The sequence below is a fragment of the Blautia sp. aa_0143 genome, assembly GCF_004167315.1.
Classification (GTDB): Bacteria; Bacillota; Clostridia; order Lachnospirales; family Lachnospiraceae; genus Blautia_A; species Blautia_A fusiformis.
On sequence record NZ_RCXU01000003.1, the window covers coordinates 77,522 to 96,392 of the forward strand.

Annotated in this window: 15 protein-coding genes and 2 tRNA genes; all 17 read right to left on the bottom strand. The window is 45.2% G+C overall.

What is annotated here, in order from left to right; all coding sequences use genetic code 11:
- Positions 1–53 precede the first annotated feature (53 nt).
- Positions 54–1,076 carry a lysylphosphatidylglycerol synthase transmembrane domain-containing protein gene (locus EAI83_RS02115; protein WP_022426551.1) on the bottom strand — a complete coding sequence of 341 codons (1,023 nt, stop codon included), beginning with the start codon at positions 1,074–1,076 and terminating at the stop codon, positions 54–56.
- Positions 1,076–1,774 (bottom strand): phosphatase PAP2 family protein, encoded by a 699-nt coding sequence (locus EAI83_RS02120; RefSeq protein WP_044961052.1) that lies wholly within the window; start codon positions 1,772–1,774, stop codon positions 1,076–1,078. The genes EAI83_RS02115 and EAI83_RS02120 overlap by 1 nt, the downstream gene beginning before the upstream one ends.
- Before the next feature lie 324 nt (positions 1,775–2,098).
- Positions 2,099–2,746 carry an L-rhamnose mutarotase gene (locus EAI83_RS02125; RefSeq protein ID WP_129974544.1) on the bottom strand — a complete coding sequence of 216 codons (648 nt, stop codon included), beginning with the start codon at positions 2,744–2,746 and terminating at the stop codon, positions 2,099–2,101.
- Positions 2,747–3,106: 360 nt separating this feature from the next.
- The gene (locus tag EAI83_RS02130; RefSeq protein WP_015526976.1) at positions 3,107–4,030 is read right to left on the bottom strand and encodes an AEC family transporter; all 924 of its coding nucleotides are present in this window, start codon (positions 4,028–4,030) and stop codon (positions 3,107–3,109) included.
- Positions 4,031–4,051: 21 nt separating this feature from the next.
- Complete coding sequence (locus EAI83_RS02135; RefSeq protein ID WP_129974545.1) at positions 4,052–5,239, bottom strand: S41 family peptidase; 1,188 nt, start codon at positions 5,237–5,239, stop codon at positions 4,052–4,054.
- 172 nt (positions 5,240–5,411) lie between these two features.
- Positions 5,412–6,317, bottom strand: coding sequence for a permease-like cell division protein FtsX (gene ftsX, locus EAI83_RS02140; RefSeq protein WP_129974546.1), 906 nt, complete (start codon positions 6,315–6,317; stop codon positions 5,412–5,414).
- A complete protein-coding gene (ftsE, locus tag EAI83_RS02145; protein WP_015526972.1) occupies positions 6,307–6,990 on the bottom strand; it encodes a cell division ATP-binding protein FtsE in 684 nt (227 codons plus the stop codon). The genes ftsX and ftsE overlap by 11 nt, the downstream gene beginning before the upstream one ends.
- Before the next feature lie 554 nt (positions 6,991–7,544).
- Positions 7,545–8,636, bottom strand: a complete 1,092-nt coding sequence (locus EAI83_RS02150; RefSeq protein WP_015526970.1) for a PucR family transcriptional regulator — start codon at positions 8,634–8,636, stop codon at positions 7,545–7,547.
- Between the two features lie 136 nt (positions 8,637–8,772).
- Entirely contained in the window at positions 8,773–9,642 is an 870-nt protein-coding gene (locus EAI83_RS02155) for a YitT family protein (protein ID WP_022426731.1), read from the bottom strand.
- 191 nt (positions 9,643–9,833) lie between these two features.
- Positions 9,834–10,208, bottom strand: coding sequence for a PqqD family protein (locus EAI83_RS02160; protein WP_021650789.1), 375 nt, complete (start codon positions 10,206–10,208; stop codon positions 9,834–9,836).
- A complete protein-coding gene (locus EAI83_RS02165) occupies positions 10,208–12,106 on the bottom strand; it encodes an OPT family oligopeptide transporter (protein ID WP_044961039.1) in 1,899 nt (632 codons plus the stop codon). The genes EAI83_RS02160 and EAI83_RS02165 overlap by 1 nt, the downstream gene beginning before the upstream one ends.
- Positions 12,107–12,324: 218 nt before the next feature.
- On the bottom strand, positions 12,325–14,124 hold the full coding sequence (locus EAI83_RS02170; RefSeq protein WP_192926459.1) for a nitric oxide reductase activation protein: 1,800 nt from the start codon (positions 14,122–14,124) through the stop codon (positions 12,325–12,327).
- The gene (locus tag EAI83_RS02175) at positions 14,117–15,034 is read right to left on the bottom strand and encodes an AAA family ATPase (protein WP_015526964.1); all 918 of its coding nucleotides are present in this window, start codon (positions 15,032–15,034) and stop codon (positions 14,117–14,119) included. The genes EAI83_RS02170 and EAI83_RS02175 overlap by 8 nt, the downstream gene beginning before the upstream one ends.
- A gap of 204 nt (positions 15,035–15,238) precedes the next feature.
- The gene (locus EAI83_RS02180) at positions 15,239–17,356 is read right to left on the bottom strand and encodes a glutamine synthetase III family protein (RefSeq protein ID WP_021650786.1); all 2,118 of its coding nucleotides are present in this window, start codon (positions 17,354–17,356) and stop codon (positions 15,239–15,241) included.
- Positions 17,357–17,449: 93 nt separating this feature from the next.
- Positions 17,450–18,415 carry a diacylglycerol/lipid kinase family protein gene (locus EAI83_RS02185; RefSeq protein ID WP_059085348.1) on the bottom strand — a complete coding sequence of 322 codons (966 nt, stop codon included), beginning with the start codon at positions 18,413–18,415 and terminating at the stop codon, positions 17,450–17,452.
- 179 nt (positions 18,416–18,594) lie between these two features.
- Positions 18,595–18,668: transfer RNA gene (locus tag EAI83_RS02190), tRNA-Met, on the bottom strand.
- Positions 18,669–18,684: 16 nt separating this feature from the next.
- Positions 18,685–18,757, bottom strand: a tRNA-Val gene (locus tag EAI83_RS02195).
- Between the last annotated feature and the right edge of the window lie 114 nt (positions 18,758–18,871).

The window sequence follows — 18,871 nt, forward strand, 5'->3', positions numbered from 1 at the left end:
TTACCTGATCTGGGTCAAGCAGATCTCCGCGATCTGCATTCGATCAAATCTTTTCAGGATTCCTTTTTTCCGATAGTGAGCTGAGCCACCGCAGTAAACACCGCACTGATCAGCAGCTCTCCGTAATATCCCAGCCCTCTGCTAAGCACCATTCCCGGAAGCAGCAGGCCACCGAATACCGGACTGAAAATGGTAAGAAACAAAGTCTCACTGATCCCCATTCCTCCCGGAAGCGGCAGCATATCCACAGATACCGATATCACTGCCTGGAGAAAAAGGATATCCCAGAAACCGGTTCCATGGAGTCCAAAAGCCTGATATACGAACCAGGTTACTGCAAACAGTGCCATACGCTGGATAAAAGTGATCTCTATTACTTTAACGATCACCAGCGGATTATTCTTCAGATATGCCGCAGTATTTCGGTAAGTATCCATGGAAGCTTCCAGTTTTTTCAGCCGTCCCTCTTTTTTCCTCATCAGATGAAACCGTTCCAAAAGCTTCATGCCCTTCATCAGGATCGCTTTTGCCAAAAGCGGATGAAATACCAGAATGGTCATAAAAGTGACACAGAAGATATTCAGCATCAGCCCCAGATAAAACACCGGCAGGATTCCTTCCAGATATTTGTGAAGAAATCCTCTTCCGAAAATTGCGATCCCAATACCGATCACCACAAGCACCAGCTTATAGGTAATCGTCACGATCATCAGGATCACCGTTGACACCGGAATGGAAATCTTCTCTTTTTTCATATAGTAGATCTGCATGGGCTGTCCGCCGCTGGCGGATGGTGTGATACAGCTGAAAAAGAATCCTACAGACGAAAACAGAAAGCAGGTTCTTTTTTTCAGATGAATCCCGCTGGAACGCATCATATACCAGATAATGATGGATTCCCCCCAGATAAAAAATGCTACCAGTGCAATTCCCGGAAGCAGCCACCGTTTATCTGCCCTATGTATGGCATCCATCATGGAAGACAGGTCTTCTCCATGAAAAACGCCGTAGATAGTCAGGGCAAAAACTACTGCCAGGAACACTCCGTTAAATATGATTTTTTTTCTGCTCTTCATCACTTGACACCTTCTGTATAGCTGTTGATCTTCTTTTCAATTTTAGTTCCAAACCGTTCATAAATATGCCAGAGTTTTGTTTTCTGTCCCAGAATAAAGCATACCTGAGCCAGGATCACACCACCTGCCACATCCACAAGTACATGCTGCTTGGTAAAAATGGTAGACAGAAAAACCAGCACAGCCAGTGTAAACGATACCCCCTTATACCATGTCGGAATTCTTTTCTGATCCTTGATCCCCAGAAAACAGAACCAGCTTACCAGACAATGGATAGATGGAAACAGGTTATCTGCCGCATCAATGGAATACAGCCAGCCGGCCAGCAGATCCCAGATTCCGTTTCCTTCGATCACCGGTCTTGTATTGGTAGTGGGATATGCCAGAAATATGATCAGACACACACAACGGGATATAATATCCGCAGTAAAAAAACGGTAAACCTGTTCCCGCTCCTGCCTTGCCGCAAGGATATAATTCACTGCCCAGAATACATAACAGCCAAAATAGATAATCAAAAACTGCGGCACAAATGGGAGCCGCAGATCAAGATTACTTTCTATATTGTGATGATACCAACCGCCTGCGATCGCCCTTGAACCGGAATATACAAGACAGTTAAATACAAATGAAAAAACAAGGGGAAAAAGCCCGTACGCAGGTACGATCCCTGTTACATATTTCCAAAAACGTTTCATAAATTCACGCCTCATTATTTTATTGATATCAGGAATAAAACATATTCTTCTCCTGCTAACATCTGCTAGTCACAGTATAACAGTCGGGGCGTATGGTTTCAACTAAATATGGAAAGTTTAAGAATTGTTAAGATTTGAGTTCAGTTATTTTTTCTTTTTTGTTCATACTTTTTTCAGAATGACGTCACAGAATGACCACAAAATATGAGTATATTATTAGATGTGCAAAGGGTACTACCTTTGATAACACTTTTTTCTTTTTCATACTGCCGGGGCTACCTCCAAACAAAGCCCCGGCCTCCTTCCTTTTTATTTTCCCATTTTTTAATTATGCCATGCAAGACGTACACTGGATGGATGTACTTCTTTTGTCATCCAGTCCACATCGTTGGTGATCCAGTCCATGATCCCGAGCTGGCGTGTCTCCCATGCGATGGTTGCCTCTCTTGCTTCCGGTGTTTCTTCCACTTCCATGGTTGTGTCGATCTCATCATATCCAAAAATATATCCGCCTGCACTCCAGATGCTGAAGTTGCTGTCCGGGCCCGGATCTATTGTTTCGCCTCTCTGCGCCACAAGTCCGTCATGACGGGCTTTATATTCTTCCTCACAGCCGTCTTTTAATTTTGTCATGAACATTCTGTGGCGGATCAGCTCTTTGTTTTCTCTCACAACACCAAAATTATGATACGTCAGGCGCATGTCTTTTCCAGGAGTAGAGATCCAGGTAAAGGTATCTCCGATCTTTTCAGTCAATGCTGCCTTTACTTTCTCCTCTTCCGGAGAGATCACCTCTCCGTCTGCATTTTCGTAATATCCGAAGATCAGGTCTGCCGCATTCCAGATGCTGAAATTATGAATGCCGTTACGGTCAAGATATGCAGTAAGCTCCGGCCAGATCTCGCCTAAGGTCTTACGGTAATCATTCATTTTTCCTTCTTTTACTTTCATTGCAAAAGCATGTCGTTCCATTTATGCTATCCTCCTGTTTTGATGATCCTGTGCTATGTTTTCCACTATGAGCAGATATAGTTCTTCTGCTCTCATATGATTTGATTCTATCACTTTTATTTTGTTTTTACAATTATGAGGGTAGGATTTCCGATCACTGTTCACAGGTAATGTTACTGTTCACTCCGTTCTCAGCAACACGCTTCGCGATGCACAGGATTTATGCTAATCGCATAAATCCGCGCGGTATGTCTCGGGTTTTCTGTGACCTTCGCTCACAAAAAACACCTCGCGGAATATTACCAGTGAACAGTAACCAGATAATATTCCGCAAAGCATGTTGCCTGACACAAAGTTATCCGTAACGATTCCCTGAGATGCTCAGGCAAGATACAACATGACCATCAGTGGCATGGTTATGATACTTACCAGCGTTGTCATTACATTGATGGTGCTGGCATAGACCGGGTCCTGATCGTAGAGCTGTGCCAGCTGTACAATCGTTGTTGCCGACGGTGTGATCACTGCCATCAGACTGATAAGCAGAATGGTTTTTCCATCCTTTACCATTGAAGCCAAGGGCAGATACTTCAAAAACAACAGTATGAGCAGCGGAGTCACCACCATTTTCAAGATCGTGATCAGATAGATCCTGGAATGGCTGAAAATATCTTTCCATTTTACCTCCGTCATGGTCATTCCAAGCATGATCATACATACAGGTCCCAGGGTGGCTGAAATCTGGCTCATGGTGTTTCCAAGAATCACCGGCAATCTGATCTGCGTGAAGAACAGAACGATTCCAAGGATAATAGCGATCAAATTGATGTTGCAGAGGATTTTTTTCCAGTTGATGCCGGCCTTCGCCTCCATCAGCGACTGTCCGTGGGTCCACATCAGGATCATCTGCACACTCAGGAAAGCACTGGCATAGATCACCCATTTTTCCCCAAGGACTACCGTTACAAGAGGGATCACCAGATTTCCGGAATTGGAATAGATGATGGATTCTTTTTCTACCACACTTAATTTCAGTGGCTTGCCGATGATCTGTACAAATACCAGAAGAAAAATATGGATCAGGATGGCTGCTGCCACTGCCAGAAGGAAGCCATTCCGGATGCTTCTGGAATATTCGATCTGAAAAGCATTGATCATTACACAGGGCATGATGATGTAGATACAGATGACTGAAAGTGTCCTGCTGCTTTTTGCATCGATAAGTCCGCATTTTACCACTGTAAATCCACAGGACATCATCAGAAAAAATACGATGATCTGCTGCAATAATTGTAAAGTTATCATTTTTTCTCCCCTCCGAACGCGTCAGCTCTGTCCGATCTCTTTCAGGGCTGTCTGAAGTTGCGCGTCTTCTTTATGTGTAAGTTCTGTCCAGTCTGTGATGTCTCCGGAAAGCTCTGCTTCCACATCCGGAGTGATTCCTTTTTTGTTGATATCATTGCCCTTTGGCGTAAAATATTTTGCGATGGTGATCTTTACCGCACTGCCATCGGTAAGAGGCTGGATGGTCTGCACCACACCCTTCCCATAGGTAGTTGTTCCTACAATCGTTCCAATCCCATAGTCCTTTACCGCCCCCGCAAAGATCTCCGATGCACTGGCACTGTTTCCGTTTACCAGAACAGCCAGCGGCATGTCCAGTTCATTTTTTCCGTCGCAGGTTTCCTCTTCCCTTTTTCCGTTTTTGTCCTCTGTATAGACGATCAGCCCTTCCGGAAGTATCTGGCGGAGTACGCCGCAGACTGCAGTAAGAAGGCCTCCCGGATTATCACGGAGATCCACAACCAGCTTCTTCATTCCCTGATCCTTCAGATCTGCAAATGCTTTTTTATACTGATCGCTGGTCACCTCAGAAAATTCGGAGATTCGGATATAGCCGGTGTCTCCGGAAAGCATCTCATGGGAAACGGTCTGGATCTCCACATCCCGGATCTCCACTTTGACATCCCGAGGTTTCTCTTCGTTTTCCCGCTGTATGGTCAGCATTACGGAAGCTTTCTCACTGTCACGGACCATGGAAGCAATATCGGAAGTTTCTTTGTCTGTAACATCAGCTCCATCTACTGCCTTGATCACATCTCCCTTTTTCAGTCCCGCCTGTTCTCCAGGGCCACCCTCATAAAGCTGTATGATCTTTGCCCCTCCGGTGTCATCCTTCTGAAGAACGGCACCAATCCCTACGTAGGAGCCTTCATTGGAAGTATTCAGCTCTTTATACTGTTCTGCTGTGTAATAGGTGGAGTACGGATCCTTCAGGCCGGCAAGCAGGCCAGCATAAAGCCCCTCACGCAGGCTGCTTTCGTCTTTTTCATCCAGATATTCTTCATCGATCAGTTCTTCCAGGTAATTCAGCTTCTGAACCGTTTTCACATCGGAAAGCGCATTGCCGTTCGGAAACAGTACTTTCTGATAGCTGGTAAAAACAGCGCCTGTCACAACCAGCGTTGCTGCCACTCCAATGGCTATACCTTTTTTGAATTCTTTATTTTTCATATTTTTCCTTTCTTCTGCACAGCCGGCAAAGCCGATAAGATCACAGATTTTCTGTACTCCTCTGTGCGCCGTTCGGTTTTTATATACCGAAAGCGGCTGCCGATATTCCGACAGCCGCTGTATATCTTATGATCACACATCATGCGGATACATAAGATTCTCTGCTATTTGGTTATACTCTGAGATGTTTTCTTGTTGTGAAAAAGCTTCCCAAAAGACCGATTCCCACACCAAGTCCAAGTCCCATGGGAACCAGACCCTCATAAATCTGCCAAATTGGAATGAAATCCACGATTCCTGTCAATACATTGAATTTTGTCAGAATAAACTCTACAGCGGAATTATACAGGAAAAACAGGCAGATCAGCGGTATCGCCGCACCGATCACACCGAGGATCATACCTTCCAGAAGGAATGGCAGTCGTACAAAAGCATCTGTAGCTCCTATGTATTTCATAATTCCGATTTCTTCCTTGCGGACAGAAATACCCATAGATACTGTATTGCTGATCAGGAATATGGAAATGACCAAAAGGATTGCGATCACGGCAATCGACACATAAGAAACCAGCTTGTTAATGGAACCAAGTGTCCTGGATGCCTGTTCAGACTGATTTACCTTCCGGACATGTTCCAGTCCCTGGATATAATTCACCAGTTCTGTCTGCTTGGTAATATCATTAAGATATACCTGATAATTGGATGAATTGGCAAGAGGGTTATCATCTTTAAATCCATCTGCCGCATCTTCATCTCCAAAATATTTCTGTTTGTATTCTTCCCATGCCTGATCTGCGGACTGATAGTCCATCCTGGCCACTTCCGGCCTGGACTGAATAGCATCGCCGATCGCCTGGATCTCTTCCTCTGAAGTGCCCTCATCAAAGAATACTGTGATCGGCACTTCTTCTTCCACCTTATGGGCAATATTACCGACGTTGTTCACGATGGAATAGAAAATGCCTACCAGAAAAATGCAGGCTGCCATCGTGATGATACATGCCAGGGAAAACATCCAGTTTCTTTTTATATTCTTAAAGCCCTGCTTCAGGGTATACCAGATCGTACTAGGCCTCATGATATCCTCCCTCTTTCTCATCGCTGATGATCTTGCCGTTGTGCATGGTGACTACTCGCTTGCGCATGGCATTGACGATGTCCTTATTGTGGGTAACTACCAGAACTGTGGTTCCTCTGTCATTGATCTGTTCCATCAGAGCCATGATCTCTTCAGAGGTTTTCGGATCCAGGTTTCCGGTCGGCTCATCTGCCAGAAGGATGTCCGGGCGGTTTACCAGTGCTCTGGCAAGAGCAACTCTCTGCTGCTCACCACCGGAAAGCTCATCCGGGTATGCCTTATACTTTCCTGCAAGTCCTACCTCCTGGAGAACCTCCGGCACACGTTTGCGTATCACACGGGTAGGTCTTCCTATGACACGCTGCGCAAATGCTACATTCTCATATACATTACGGTCTTTTAAAAGACGGAAATCCTGAAATACTACCCCAAGCTTTCTGCGATACTTGGCAACGCGTCTGTGTTTCATCTTCTCCAGACGTTCCCCGCTGACTGTGATCGTTCCGCTGGTAGAATCCAGTTCTTTCATCAGAAGCTTGATCAGTGTGGATTTACCGGAGCCACTGCTTCCTACTACAAATACGAATTCCCCTTTATCAACATGTAAGTTCGCATGATTCACAGCCGGAAGACCCGGGCCGTAAGATTTGCTCACATCTACAAGATCGATCATATATATCCTCCTCTATATTATGAAAGCATAATTTTCTTAATTTTTTTGTAATATTATTGTAATATATTTTCTGTTTAAATGCAAGAATAAATTTCCCGGGCCCTACAACGGTTACTGTTCACGTTACTGTTCACTCCGTTCTCAGTAACACGCTTCGCGATGCACAGAATTTATGCTGATCGCATAAATTCGCGCGATATGTCTCGGGTTTTCTGTGACCTTCGCTCACAAAAAACACCTCGCGGGACATTACCAGTGAACAGTAATCAACAGCCCTCTCCAAATTATTTATTTTAACGTAAAAATACCAAAATTACAATAGAGTCATGGATGTTATTCTGTGAAGTTCATGTGAATTCGTTACTGCTCACTCCGTTCTCAGTAACACACTTCGTGAATGCTTCCAAACAGGAGGGACATTTACAACAATATTCCATGATGAAAAACGCTCATACAAAAACTGCCACCTATTCCGGGAAGGAATAAGCGGCAGTTTAAAAGTTCTAATATGTTGCCTTAATATAGCAAACTATCATCCTGCATTCCGAATGCTATTAATACTCTAATGTCTCCATATATTTCATATATCGAACAACCATCAGCGCGATCTTAAATGTAATGGCATCCTCAAACACTCTCAAATCAAGGCCTGTACTCTTCTGGAGTTTATCCAGACGATATACCAGCGTATTTCTGTGGATATACAGCTGACGTGAAGTTTCAGATACGTTCAGACTGTTCTCAAAGAATTTATCGATGGTGACAAGTGTCTCCTCATCGAAATCATCCGGAGATTTGTTGTCAAAGATCTCGCGGATAAACATCTTACACAGAGGAATAGGCAGCTGATAGATCAGACGTCCGATTCCAAGTGAGCTGTATGCGATAACTTCCCTGTCTCCGAAGAAGATCTTACCTACATCAAGGGCCATACGCGCTTCCTTGTAGGAACGTGAAACTTCTTTCAACTCATTGACAATGGTACCGTATGCCATGTGGACATCCTCACCATCTTTATTCAGATCCAGAGTATCCATAATCGTATGAGCCAGCTTATCCATCTCCGGATAGCCCTCTCCCTCTTCCAGTTCCTTGACTATAATGATGCTCTTCTCATCAACAGCAGTGATAAAATCTCTGCTCTTTCCGCCAAAAAGGCTTTTCACGCTCTCTACAGAGCTGTGATCTTTCTCCTGGTTCAGTTCCAGGATCATAACTACACGACGGACATCTGCTTCAATATGAAGCTTCTTCGCTCTGTTGTAAATATCCACCAGAAGAAGATTATCAAGAAGAAGATTCTTGATAAAGCTGTCTTTGTCAAAACGCTCCTTGTACGCAACGATCAGATTCTGGATCTGGAAGGCTGCAAGCTTGCCTACCATATAAGTATCCTCATCATCTCCGTGGGCTACCAGGACATATTCCAACTGATAATCATCACAGACCTTAAAGTACTGAAATCCCTTGACAAGCTGGCTGTCCGCCTGGGATTCTACAAAAGCCTGGATATCTGCCGGCTGGATCTCAAAATCAGAAAAGGTAGACGCAAGTACCTTGCCGTCTGTGTCAATGACACAAAATTCCGTCCTTGATATTTCTTTAAGTCCCTCGAGCGTATTCTGTAACACCTGATTCGATATCATTCCGTTCAATCCCTTCTCACTTATGTGTATGCTTATCTTCTGTCTTTCCCTCTCTATCTATGGCTATTTTAATACAAAATCACCAAAAATGAAAGAGTAAAACTGAAAAAATTTACAAATTTTTGTTGAAATCCGCCTAATTTTTCTCTATAAAACCTTCTCCATGAACTTCTCTTGCATCGGAAACGATCACAAAAGCGTTGGGATCAATATCATCTACCAGCTCTTTCAGCTTCACAATTTCCTTTTTGTTTACCACACAGAAGATGATCGTCTTCTCCTGACCGGAATACATCCCCTTGCCACAGATCCCTGTCGCTCCGCGATCCAGGTCTTCCATAATGACTCTGGCAACCTCATCCGGCTTCTCCGTGACGATAAATGTCTGTTTGGAAAACTTCAGACCTTCGATCAGACTGTCGGATACTTTTGTTACCAGATAAACCGCAATGATGGCATACAGGGCCCGCTGGATACCGAACACATACATTCCTACGATCACAATAAGCCCATCAATAAACTGCATGATCTGTGCGATGGAATAATGACGCATATACTTCTGGATCAGTGCTGCCATCATATCCGTTCCGCCTGTGGTTCCCTGTCCAAGGAAAACCATTCCAATGCCGATTCCCAGGATCACACCACCGTATACAGCAGCCAGAAGGAGATCATCTCCCGCAATATTCCACACAGGCTGAATGGCAAGCCAGGTTGAGAGGGAGATCTCACCGACCAGAGCTTTTTTTACAAAGGAAAAGCCTTTGATCCGCCATCCCAGAAAAAACAGCGGAATGTTCAGCGTGATATTGGTAAGCCACAGCGGAACCCCGCCATCTATAATCTCACCGGTCCAATGCTTCACCAGGATCGCTATACCGGAAAAGCCGCCTGTTACCAGCCCGGTTGCATCAAAAACGGAATTGATGGCAAGTGCCATCAGCCCGGTTCCTACTATGATCAGAAGATAATCCAGATACCAGTCCTTTTTTTTCACAAGACTCATAAAGTGCTCCTTTCATTTTTTACAGCAATTCCCGGAATTTCTGTCTTGAAATGTCCTCAATATTTCTATTCCGTTGTGAAAATCCCGGAAATGCTATAGTATCATATGACAACTGCATCAGTTTCCCGCACTGACGTGTCATAAAAAGAACGGGACCGTACACTATTCTGCGTCCGTTCCCGTTCTCCATGCTATTTTTCTGTCTTTTTATTTATAAAATGAACAAATTCATAGCTTTCCATTATCTGAAAGTATTTTACGATTCTCGGATAAAGCGGTTCTGCCTTATCTCCGAAATGCTCTTTCACCAGCAGGGCAAGCTCCTGCACGGTTTTGGCTCCATCGATCTCAGGCCAGATAAAAGTTCCCATTTCATCAAGATGAACCTTGGAAAACCTTGGCTTGCCAAAAACCTTCTGCGCGATGGTATTGAACATACCCTTATTCTCTATCTCAAGAATGATCCGCTGCTTCAGGTCCCGGTGCCACCGGATCGACTGGTTTGTTTCCGGGATCAGATCAAGATAGTTGATATCCTGTTTCTTATCCTTTTTGTTTTTTCTCATCAGGCTTTCTTCTTTCTCCAGATAGAGAATTTAAGCAGTGACAGGATCATGATGATCATCAGCACAACGCCGCCGATATTTCCAAGGTTTACAACGCCGGACATATCAAGGCTGATACCGACAACTGCAAAGATCGCAAGAAGAATTCCAACAAGACCCTCGCCGGCGATCATACCAGCACAGTACAGGGTACCATCTGTGGACTGAGCTGTCTTGGTTTTTTCGTCAACACCTTTTCTGCTGTCAAGTAATCCACGAACGATACCACCGATCATGATGGTTGCGTTCAGGTAGATTGGAAGGTAAAGACCGATTGCGAAAGGCATTACCGGGATACGGAGGATCTCAAGGCAGATTGCAAGGAATACACCTACAAATACAAGTCCCCATGGAAGGTTTCCGCCCATGATTCCCTCAACGATCATCTTCATAAGCTGAGCCTGTGGCGCAGGGATCTCTGCTGTACCGTAGCCCCATGCTGCATCCAGAAGATACAGAACACCGCCGATAGCAAGACCGGAAACAACAACACCGAGCATCTCGCCCATCTGCTGCTTCTTAGGTGTAGCACCGAGAAGGTATCCTGTCTTAAGGTCCTGAGAGGTATCACCGGCGATCGCTGCGATGATACAGATAACAGAACCAACAGCGATCGCTGCTGTCATTCCGTCGATACCTGTTTTACCGGAGCTCTTGATCGCAAATGTAGCAATCAGAAGAGTAGCGATAGCCATACCGGAAACCGGGTTGTTGGAGCTTCCTACAAGACCTACCATACGGGAAGATACTGTTGCAAAGAAGAATCCAAAAACTACGATGATACATGCACCAAGAAGAGTTACCGGGATTGCCGGAACGATCCAGATGATAAATACCATTGCTATAACACCGAGAAGGATGAACTGCATCGGAAGATCCTGTGCGGTTCTCTCTGTGCTTGTGTTCTTGCTTCCCTTCATGCTCTTCATGGAGTCACGGAAGGTTGTAACGATCAGCGGCAGGGATTTGATCAGGGAAATGATACCACCTGTTGCGATAGCACCTGCGCCGATATATTTAACATAAGTAGACCAGATTGCTGATGCTCCGCCGTTTGCGTAAAGCTGGGCAATGGTCGTTCCCTCTGCTGCCGGATACATCCATGTATCAGGTCCGAACAGGCAGATCAGCGGAATGATGACCATCCAGCCGATAAGAGAACCTGTAAACATGTAGGATGCGATCTTCGGTCCTACGATATAACCAACACCGAGAAGTGCCGGATAAACCTCCATACCGATCTCACCCTTGAAGGATTTAAATGCTGCAGAAACATCTGCCGGAAGAAGCTTCAGTCCATCAACAACAAATTTGAAGACAGCAGCAAGTCCCATACCGGAGAATACTGTGGAAGCATTTGCTCCACCTTCCTCACCGGCAAGAAGAACGTCTGCGCAGGCAGTTCCTTCCGGATAGAGAAGAGTTGCATGCTCTTTAACAATGAGGGCATTACGAAGGGGTACCATGAAAAGTACACCAAGGATACCACCGCAAAGTGCGATCAGAGTGATCTCAACGATGCCTGGTTTGCTTGTAAGTCCTTCCTCTGCCCAGAGGAACAGTGCAGGCATGGTGAAGATAGCACCTGCTGCAAGAGACTCACCGGCTGAACCGATAGTCTGGACCATATTGCTCTCCAGAATGGAGTTTCTGCGAAGAATCACGCGGATAACACCCATGGAGATAACTGCCGCCGGAATGGAGGCAGATACTGTCATACCAACACGAAGACCAAGGTAAGCATTGGCTGCGCCGAAGATGACAGCAAGAATACATCCCATGATCACAGATGTAACTGTGAGCTCCGGAGTGATTTTCTCCGCAGGAATGTAAGGTTTGAACTCTGTGTTTTTGTTCATATTTCCTCTCCCTTTATCTAGTAAATTAGTAACGTTATATAGTATAGCAAATTTCGCAGTATTTTGCAAGAAATTATATCTGAGATATTATATATTATTTACAATTTTCTGTATAATTATAAGCAAATAATTGGTCACTATGCAGCTTTTATGCTAACATAGTGACCTTATTCCTTACAATTGAATATTATACATTTAAAATAAAATACTTTTTTTTTTCAGTTGTCCGTTTCCAGCTGTTTTGTCAGATATCGCCCTACGATCTTCGAGAAATTTCCGATATCCCGGATATAGGCAAAATCCTTTCCAAAAATCTTCTTTTCCGCCGGAAGATCCTTCTCTTCGCCTGCAAATACCCCCAGAACACTGACGCCCTGGCTCCGAAGACGCCGCACCTCTGTTGCAGTATCTGAAATGGCATATTTTCCCTGATAAGGGGCCGGATTTTTTGCATTGGGGCGGTTTATGATCACATCGTAGGGGCGTCCGTCACTTAAGATGATCAGGATCTTTTTTTCCTCTTCCCTCTGCAAAAGACTGTATCCCGCTGCTTTTATGGCAAGCCCGTCCCGATTATTGGAGGAAGTCACATAATTGAAAATATCCTCATCCGCCGAAACCGGATCATCATATTCCCGGAACCTGTGCAGGATCGTATGATCCCAGAATGTACAGTAGCTCATAACCCGATGAGGGATGTCCACATTGCTCAGGGCAGAGCTGATCATATAAGCCTGCAGTGCCACATCTCCCTGCCGACTCATCTGTGAACCACTGGCATCGATCAGTATATCCACCACAAAATCCGTATTGTCTCCACGAAGAATCCTCTTGAAAAGATTTGCCTCACCGCTTCTGCCTATACGCCACAGCCTAGAAGGAACGATAGTTCCCCGGTCTGATAGGACTTCCTGATTTTCACTTCGGATCACCAGTGCTTTTTTCAGGAGCTCAGTCAATATGGCAATATTTCGTTTTGCAATTCTGTGCTTGTCATGATAGATCCATATGTTCTTATTACGCAGACGCTTTGCATACTGGTACTGATAATTATCACGAACCGGATTTTTCAGGATTCCTTCTGTAAAATACAGGCTGCAGTCTCCGTGTATTCCCCGGCACATAAGATGGTTCATTCTTTTTTCTTCCGCAGGTGTGAGATAGGTTTTTCCAAAATTCAGTTCCACATAGGTATGAGCTTTCTGAAGAGCTTCCTCTGAAATCACCGTGATCTTGTTTTTCACCTTACGTTTTTCTTCCATATCCTGTGTCAGCGAGGAATCTTCAATATCTGTCATCCGGTCTGTGAGCTTTTCCACATAATTTTCCAGAGCTTCCTCATACATCTCTTCATTAAGGTAGTCTTCCCAGCCAAATTCCGTCAGTTCTTCCAGCGTCACCGCCATTACCCGTTCAAGGGAACCGTTTTTCTTCTCAAAGTCCGGATCGATGACCGCATTATAGAGGCTGTCGATGATCCGAATCAGTTCCATGGTATCTCTGCTTTCTGCGCAGGCATAGATCTGATCCCGGAATGCAGACAGTTTTTTCTCCAGAGGCTGTACGCTTCCTGTAAGTACATCACGGAATACTGCAATTTTCAGCCTGTCTAACAGCTTATCGTAGGAAGGCAGGGTTTCATATTCCTGATCCAGGATATCTTCCAGAGCTTTTTTTCTCATGCGGCGAACCCCGGGGCGCTCTTCACAGATCCGCTCTCCCACTGCCGCTTCGATACAGAGCTGTGTCAGCCCGGTCAGCTCCGTCTCAGAGGCATCCAGATAGATTTTTTTTACAAGATAAAGGCCAAGCAGATTTTTGTCAAAATATCTGGCAAAAGCCCCCTGTTTGATCCCATCGTAAAGAGCGATCTCTTTTGAGCGGAGAAACAGCGATACATCCGGCTTCACATCCAGTGTATAGTCGCCGCTTACCGTCCAGAGGAGATTACGGATCCGGTTTTCCAGCTCCATCTTGTAATCTTCTATAGAAAGTTCTTCTGTCAGATCTTTATGCATAGACATCGTCCTTTGTCCACTCTTCCGGGATCCTTGTACGGACTACATCGTCCACGATCTCCTTTTCAAAAATATCGAAGGTTTTGTTCACCACTCCCATCTGCACTGCTGCCAGGGGAGAAAGTCCTGCACGAACAATCTTCATGGCAGCCAGAAGTCCTCGAAGATCCAGCGCTTTTGTGGAGATCTCACTGTTTACGGATTTCTTCTGAAGATCCATAAATACACCGATAAACTGTTCCACTGCCTTTTCCTTTGCCTCCGGGAACATTTTGCGGAAAATAAATCCCAGGGTTTCTTCTGTCTGCGCTGGCATATCGATCACCAGGAAACGGGAAACCAGAGCTTCGTTCAGCTCCTTTGTTCCTGCATATCCGTAGTTCATGGTTCCGATAAAACGTGCCGCAGGATGAAGGTCGATCCGGTCATAGCCCGGAACATCAATGGAGCGGCGATAGTCCAGAGTTGCATGAAGGACAGAGACCGCATCGTTCTTTGCCATATTGATCTCATCCAGAATACCGAAGCCACCATACTCGGCACACTGATAGATGCTGCCCTTTCGGAGGCAGACTTCATTGTTTACAAAGGTATCCGTTCCGATCAGGTCTCCACTGTTTGTATTGACATGGAAAGATACATTATAAACCGGACGGCCAAAAGCATATGCCAGATTTTCTGCCAGGATATTTTTTCCCGTGGCCTTTGGGCCTGCAAGAAGAAGATTTTCTCCTTCCAGAAGTCCTGCAATGGCCATTTCCAGGATTTCTTTTCCGTAGAACGGTATGGACGGTCTGGTAACTCTGGCTGCAGCCCCCTCATCAACGTTATAATTTTTTCGAAACTCCTCGATACCGTGGATCAGGCTTTCGGAAACGTTCTGTTCTTTTAAAAATTCTAATTCTATCATATATACTTACTCCTGAATCTGATTGAATACCGCAGATATCCTCATCCGCAGTTATTATATGATCCTATGACGGATAACCGCTTACAGATTTTTTCTCCGCCAGGTAAAAAACGGGACAGATCTTACATCTGTCCCGTCATTTGATTTCAAAGATGCCGCTGCACCCAGGGAACATCTCTTATTTCCTGTATTTTATTTAACCGATCATACCTCAAAGATCAGATCACCGTAGGATGGCATCGGCCACATATCTTTATCTACGATCATCTCAAGCTCGTCTACAGGTTTTCTTAAAGCCTGCATTGCCGGTACCACGCTCTCTCGGAAGAATACAGCACGGTCACGTCCCTCTTCATGGGATTCCGACTCAGCGATCAGTCCGGAAAGCTTATCCATAGCTGTCTTGGTCTCAGCAAGAAGTGCGGAGGTTTTTTCCAGAAGACTTGTCTGTACACTGACATCAAGCGCTGCGCTCACTGCCTTCACAGAATTGATGGACTCTGCAAGAACCGTTGTATAACGGATCACTGCCGGGATGATCTGCTTGGTAGCTACATCCACCATGGTCTTGGCCTCAATGTTGATAGCCTTTGCATAGCCTTCATACTGGATCTCTGCTCTGGACTCAAGCTCTGCTCTTGTAAATACATTAAAGGATTCAAAAAGCTTCACAGCCTTATCTGTAGTCAGCGCAGGAATGGCATCTACCATAGACGGAAGGATCGGAAGTCCACGTCTCTTTGCCTCTGCCTCCCACTCTGGTGCATATCCGTTTCCGTTGAATACAATACGCTGATGCTGGATCGCATACTCCTTGATCAGGTCATGTACTGCAGTATCAAAATCGTCTGCTGCTTCCAGACGGTCGCATGCATCGCGGAATACTTCTGCTGCAATCGTGTTCAGAACTACGTTGCACTCGGAAATGGAATCACGGGAACCAACCATACGGAACTCAAATTTGTTTCCTGTGAACGCAAATGGTGATGTTCTGTTTCGGTCTGTAGCATCCTTCATGAAATCCGGAAGTGTCTTAACACCGGTATCCAGGATCTCGCCGGTCTTACTGTGTGTGGCGGTACCTGTGCTGATCAGCTGCTCCAGAACATCCTGAAGCTGCTCACCAAGGAATACGGAGATAACTGCCGGCGGTGCCTCGTTTCCTCCGAGACGTTCATCGTTTCCAACGTCTGCTGCAGACTCTCTCAGAAGATCTGCATGCTCATCAACGGCTTTCAGGATACAGGTGAGAACAAGAAGGAACTGGATATTCTCATGAGGAGTTTTTCCCGGCTCAAGAAGGTTGATCCCGTCATCCGTCGTCAGGGACCAGTTGTTGTGCTTACCGGAACCGTTAACTCCTGCAAACGGTTTCTCATGAAGCAGGCAGCGCATACCATGGCGGCTTGCAACTTTTTTGAGGATACGCATCATGATCTGGTTGTGATCTGCTGCAATATTTACCGGTGCGTAGATCGGTGCCAGCTCATGCTGTGCAGGTGCAACCTCATTGTGCTGTGTCTTTGCTGTTACGCCCAGCTTCCAGCACTCCTCGTTGACTTCCTTCATGTATGCGGAGATTCTCTGACGGATGGTTCCGAAATAATGGTCATCCATCTCCTGTCCCTTCGGCGGCATAGCACCGAAAAGAGTTCTTCCTGTATAGATCAGATCTTTTCTCTGGAGCCATTTCTCCTTATCAACCAGGAAATACTCCTGCTCAGCTCCAACGGAAGGAGTTACTTTTTTTGATGTTGTATTTCCGAAAAGGCGAAGAAGTCGAAGCGCCTGTGTATTGACCGCTTCCATGGAACGAAGAAGCGGTGTTTTCTGGTCAAGCGCCTCTCCTGTGTAGGAGCAGAATGCTGTGGGGATACATAAGATCCCGCCGGCTGCGTCATGACGTACAAAGGCAGGTGATGTACAATCCCATGTTGTATAGCCTCTTGCCTCGAATGTTGCACGAAGTCCTCCGGATGGAAATGAGGATGCATCCGGCTCACCCTTGATCAGCTCCTTGCCAGAAAAGCTTAAGAGTACCTTGCCGTCCTCTCTTGGCGCTGTGACAAATGCGTCATGTTTCTCGGCAGTAACACCTGTCAGCGGCTGAAACCAGTGACAATAATGAGTAGCACCTTTCTCAATAGCCCATTCCTTCATCTCATGTGCAACCACATCAGCGATCTCCATGGACAGCTCCTTACCCTCTTCTATTGTCTTTTTCAGTTCGCGGTATACCTTCTTCGGCAAACGGTCCTGCATAACAGAATCGTTAAATACATCGCAGCCAAAGATTTCCTTTACGTTGATATAATCTCCCATTTCTTCCTCCTTTTCGTTCCTGTATATCCAGTCTTTCTTATGAGGAAAGACATTTTCATCTCTGTATGATCACCTTGTCTTCGGATACTCGGATCATTCTTCGCTCTTCTGGGTAATCTCCTTGATCTCCTGCATTTTCTGGTTCAACCGGCTTTTTTTCTGTTTCTTACTGCTGGTAAGATAAAGGTTCATGGCCTCATGAAGATTATCGATCTCCACACGGGTCTGATCTCCACCGAACTCTCCATCCAGCGTCCACGGAACAGCCTCCTCTGACTCTATCACAACATGCGCAGACTTAAAAGAATAGATCAGATCTGTATTATCCTCTGCAGTAAGAAGCGCAGTCATGATCTCCTGAAGCTCCAGCGGATTCTTCGGATTGGTGATCAGTGTCACCTCAAACAGTCCGTCATTCATATCCACGTTTTTTCCGGTAAGATTCTTAAATCCGCCTACAGATCTGGAATTGCTGATCATACCGTAGATAAAATCATTCTCCACAGTCAGCTCATCGGAGGTTACCTTCAGATGATAGGATTTCACCTCAAAAAGCTGCTTCATCCCTTCCAGCACATAGGCAACATGTCCCAGGATATTTTTCAGATCCTGGTCTGTCTCATAGGAAACATTGGTAAACAGTCCAAACGCAGCCACATAGGCAAATGTCTGGTTATTAAATTTACCGATGTCACAGTGATAGATCTGCTCCTCCATGATCATGGAGGCAGCTGCAGTCATACTCTTCGGCATAAACAGACTGTTGGCAAAATCATTGGTGCTTCCTGCAGGGATATACCCGATCGGTGTCTGGCTGCCCACTTCCACGATTCCGGTAACCACCTCATCCAGTGTACCGTCACCTCCACTGCAGGCGATCAGATCTACCTGATCTGCATATTCCTTCACCTGTTCATAAGCATCCTTCGGTCCCTGCGTGGCACGGATGATCACTTCGTACCCACCTTTATTAAAGATATCCACAATGTCCAGCAGATGCATCTTGATTCTTCCTTTTCCTGCTTTGGGGTTGAAAACAAAAAGCATTCTTTTTTTCATTATACAATCCTCATTTCCCGAAATGATTCGTTATGTCTATTCTTTTACTATGATAAAAAAAACGATGTAAAATGTCAATCTTAACTTTTCACATATGGTCTTACCACAGGCAGCCGGAATTTTATAACAAAAAAAGTCCGAAAACCCAATAAAATTGAATCTTCAGACCTTTTGTTAAATAGCGAGAGGGGGATTCGAACCCTCGACACCACGGGTATGAACCGTGTGCTCTAGCCAACTGAGCTATCTCGCCATATTCTTTTGTAACATGGGACCTATAGGGCTCGAACCTATGACCCTCTGCTTGTAAGGCAGATGCTCTCCCAGCTGAGCTAAGATCCCATAACAGTTGTTCGTCTTAGGAACTCTTCCGTTCCGCAACTCGCTTTGCTATTATATAATGGTTTGTGACTTGTGTCAACAGTTTTTTTCACTTTTTTTAATTTTTTAAAAAAT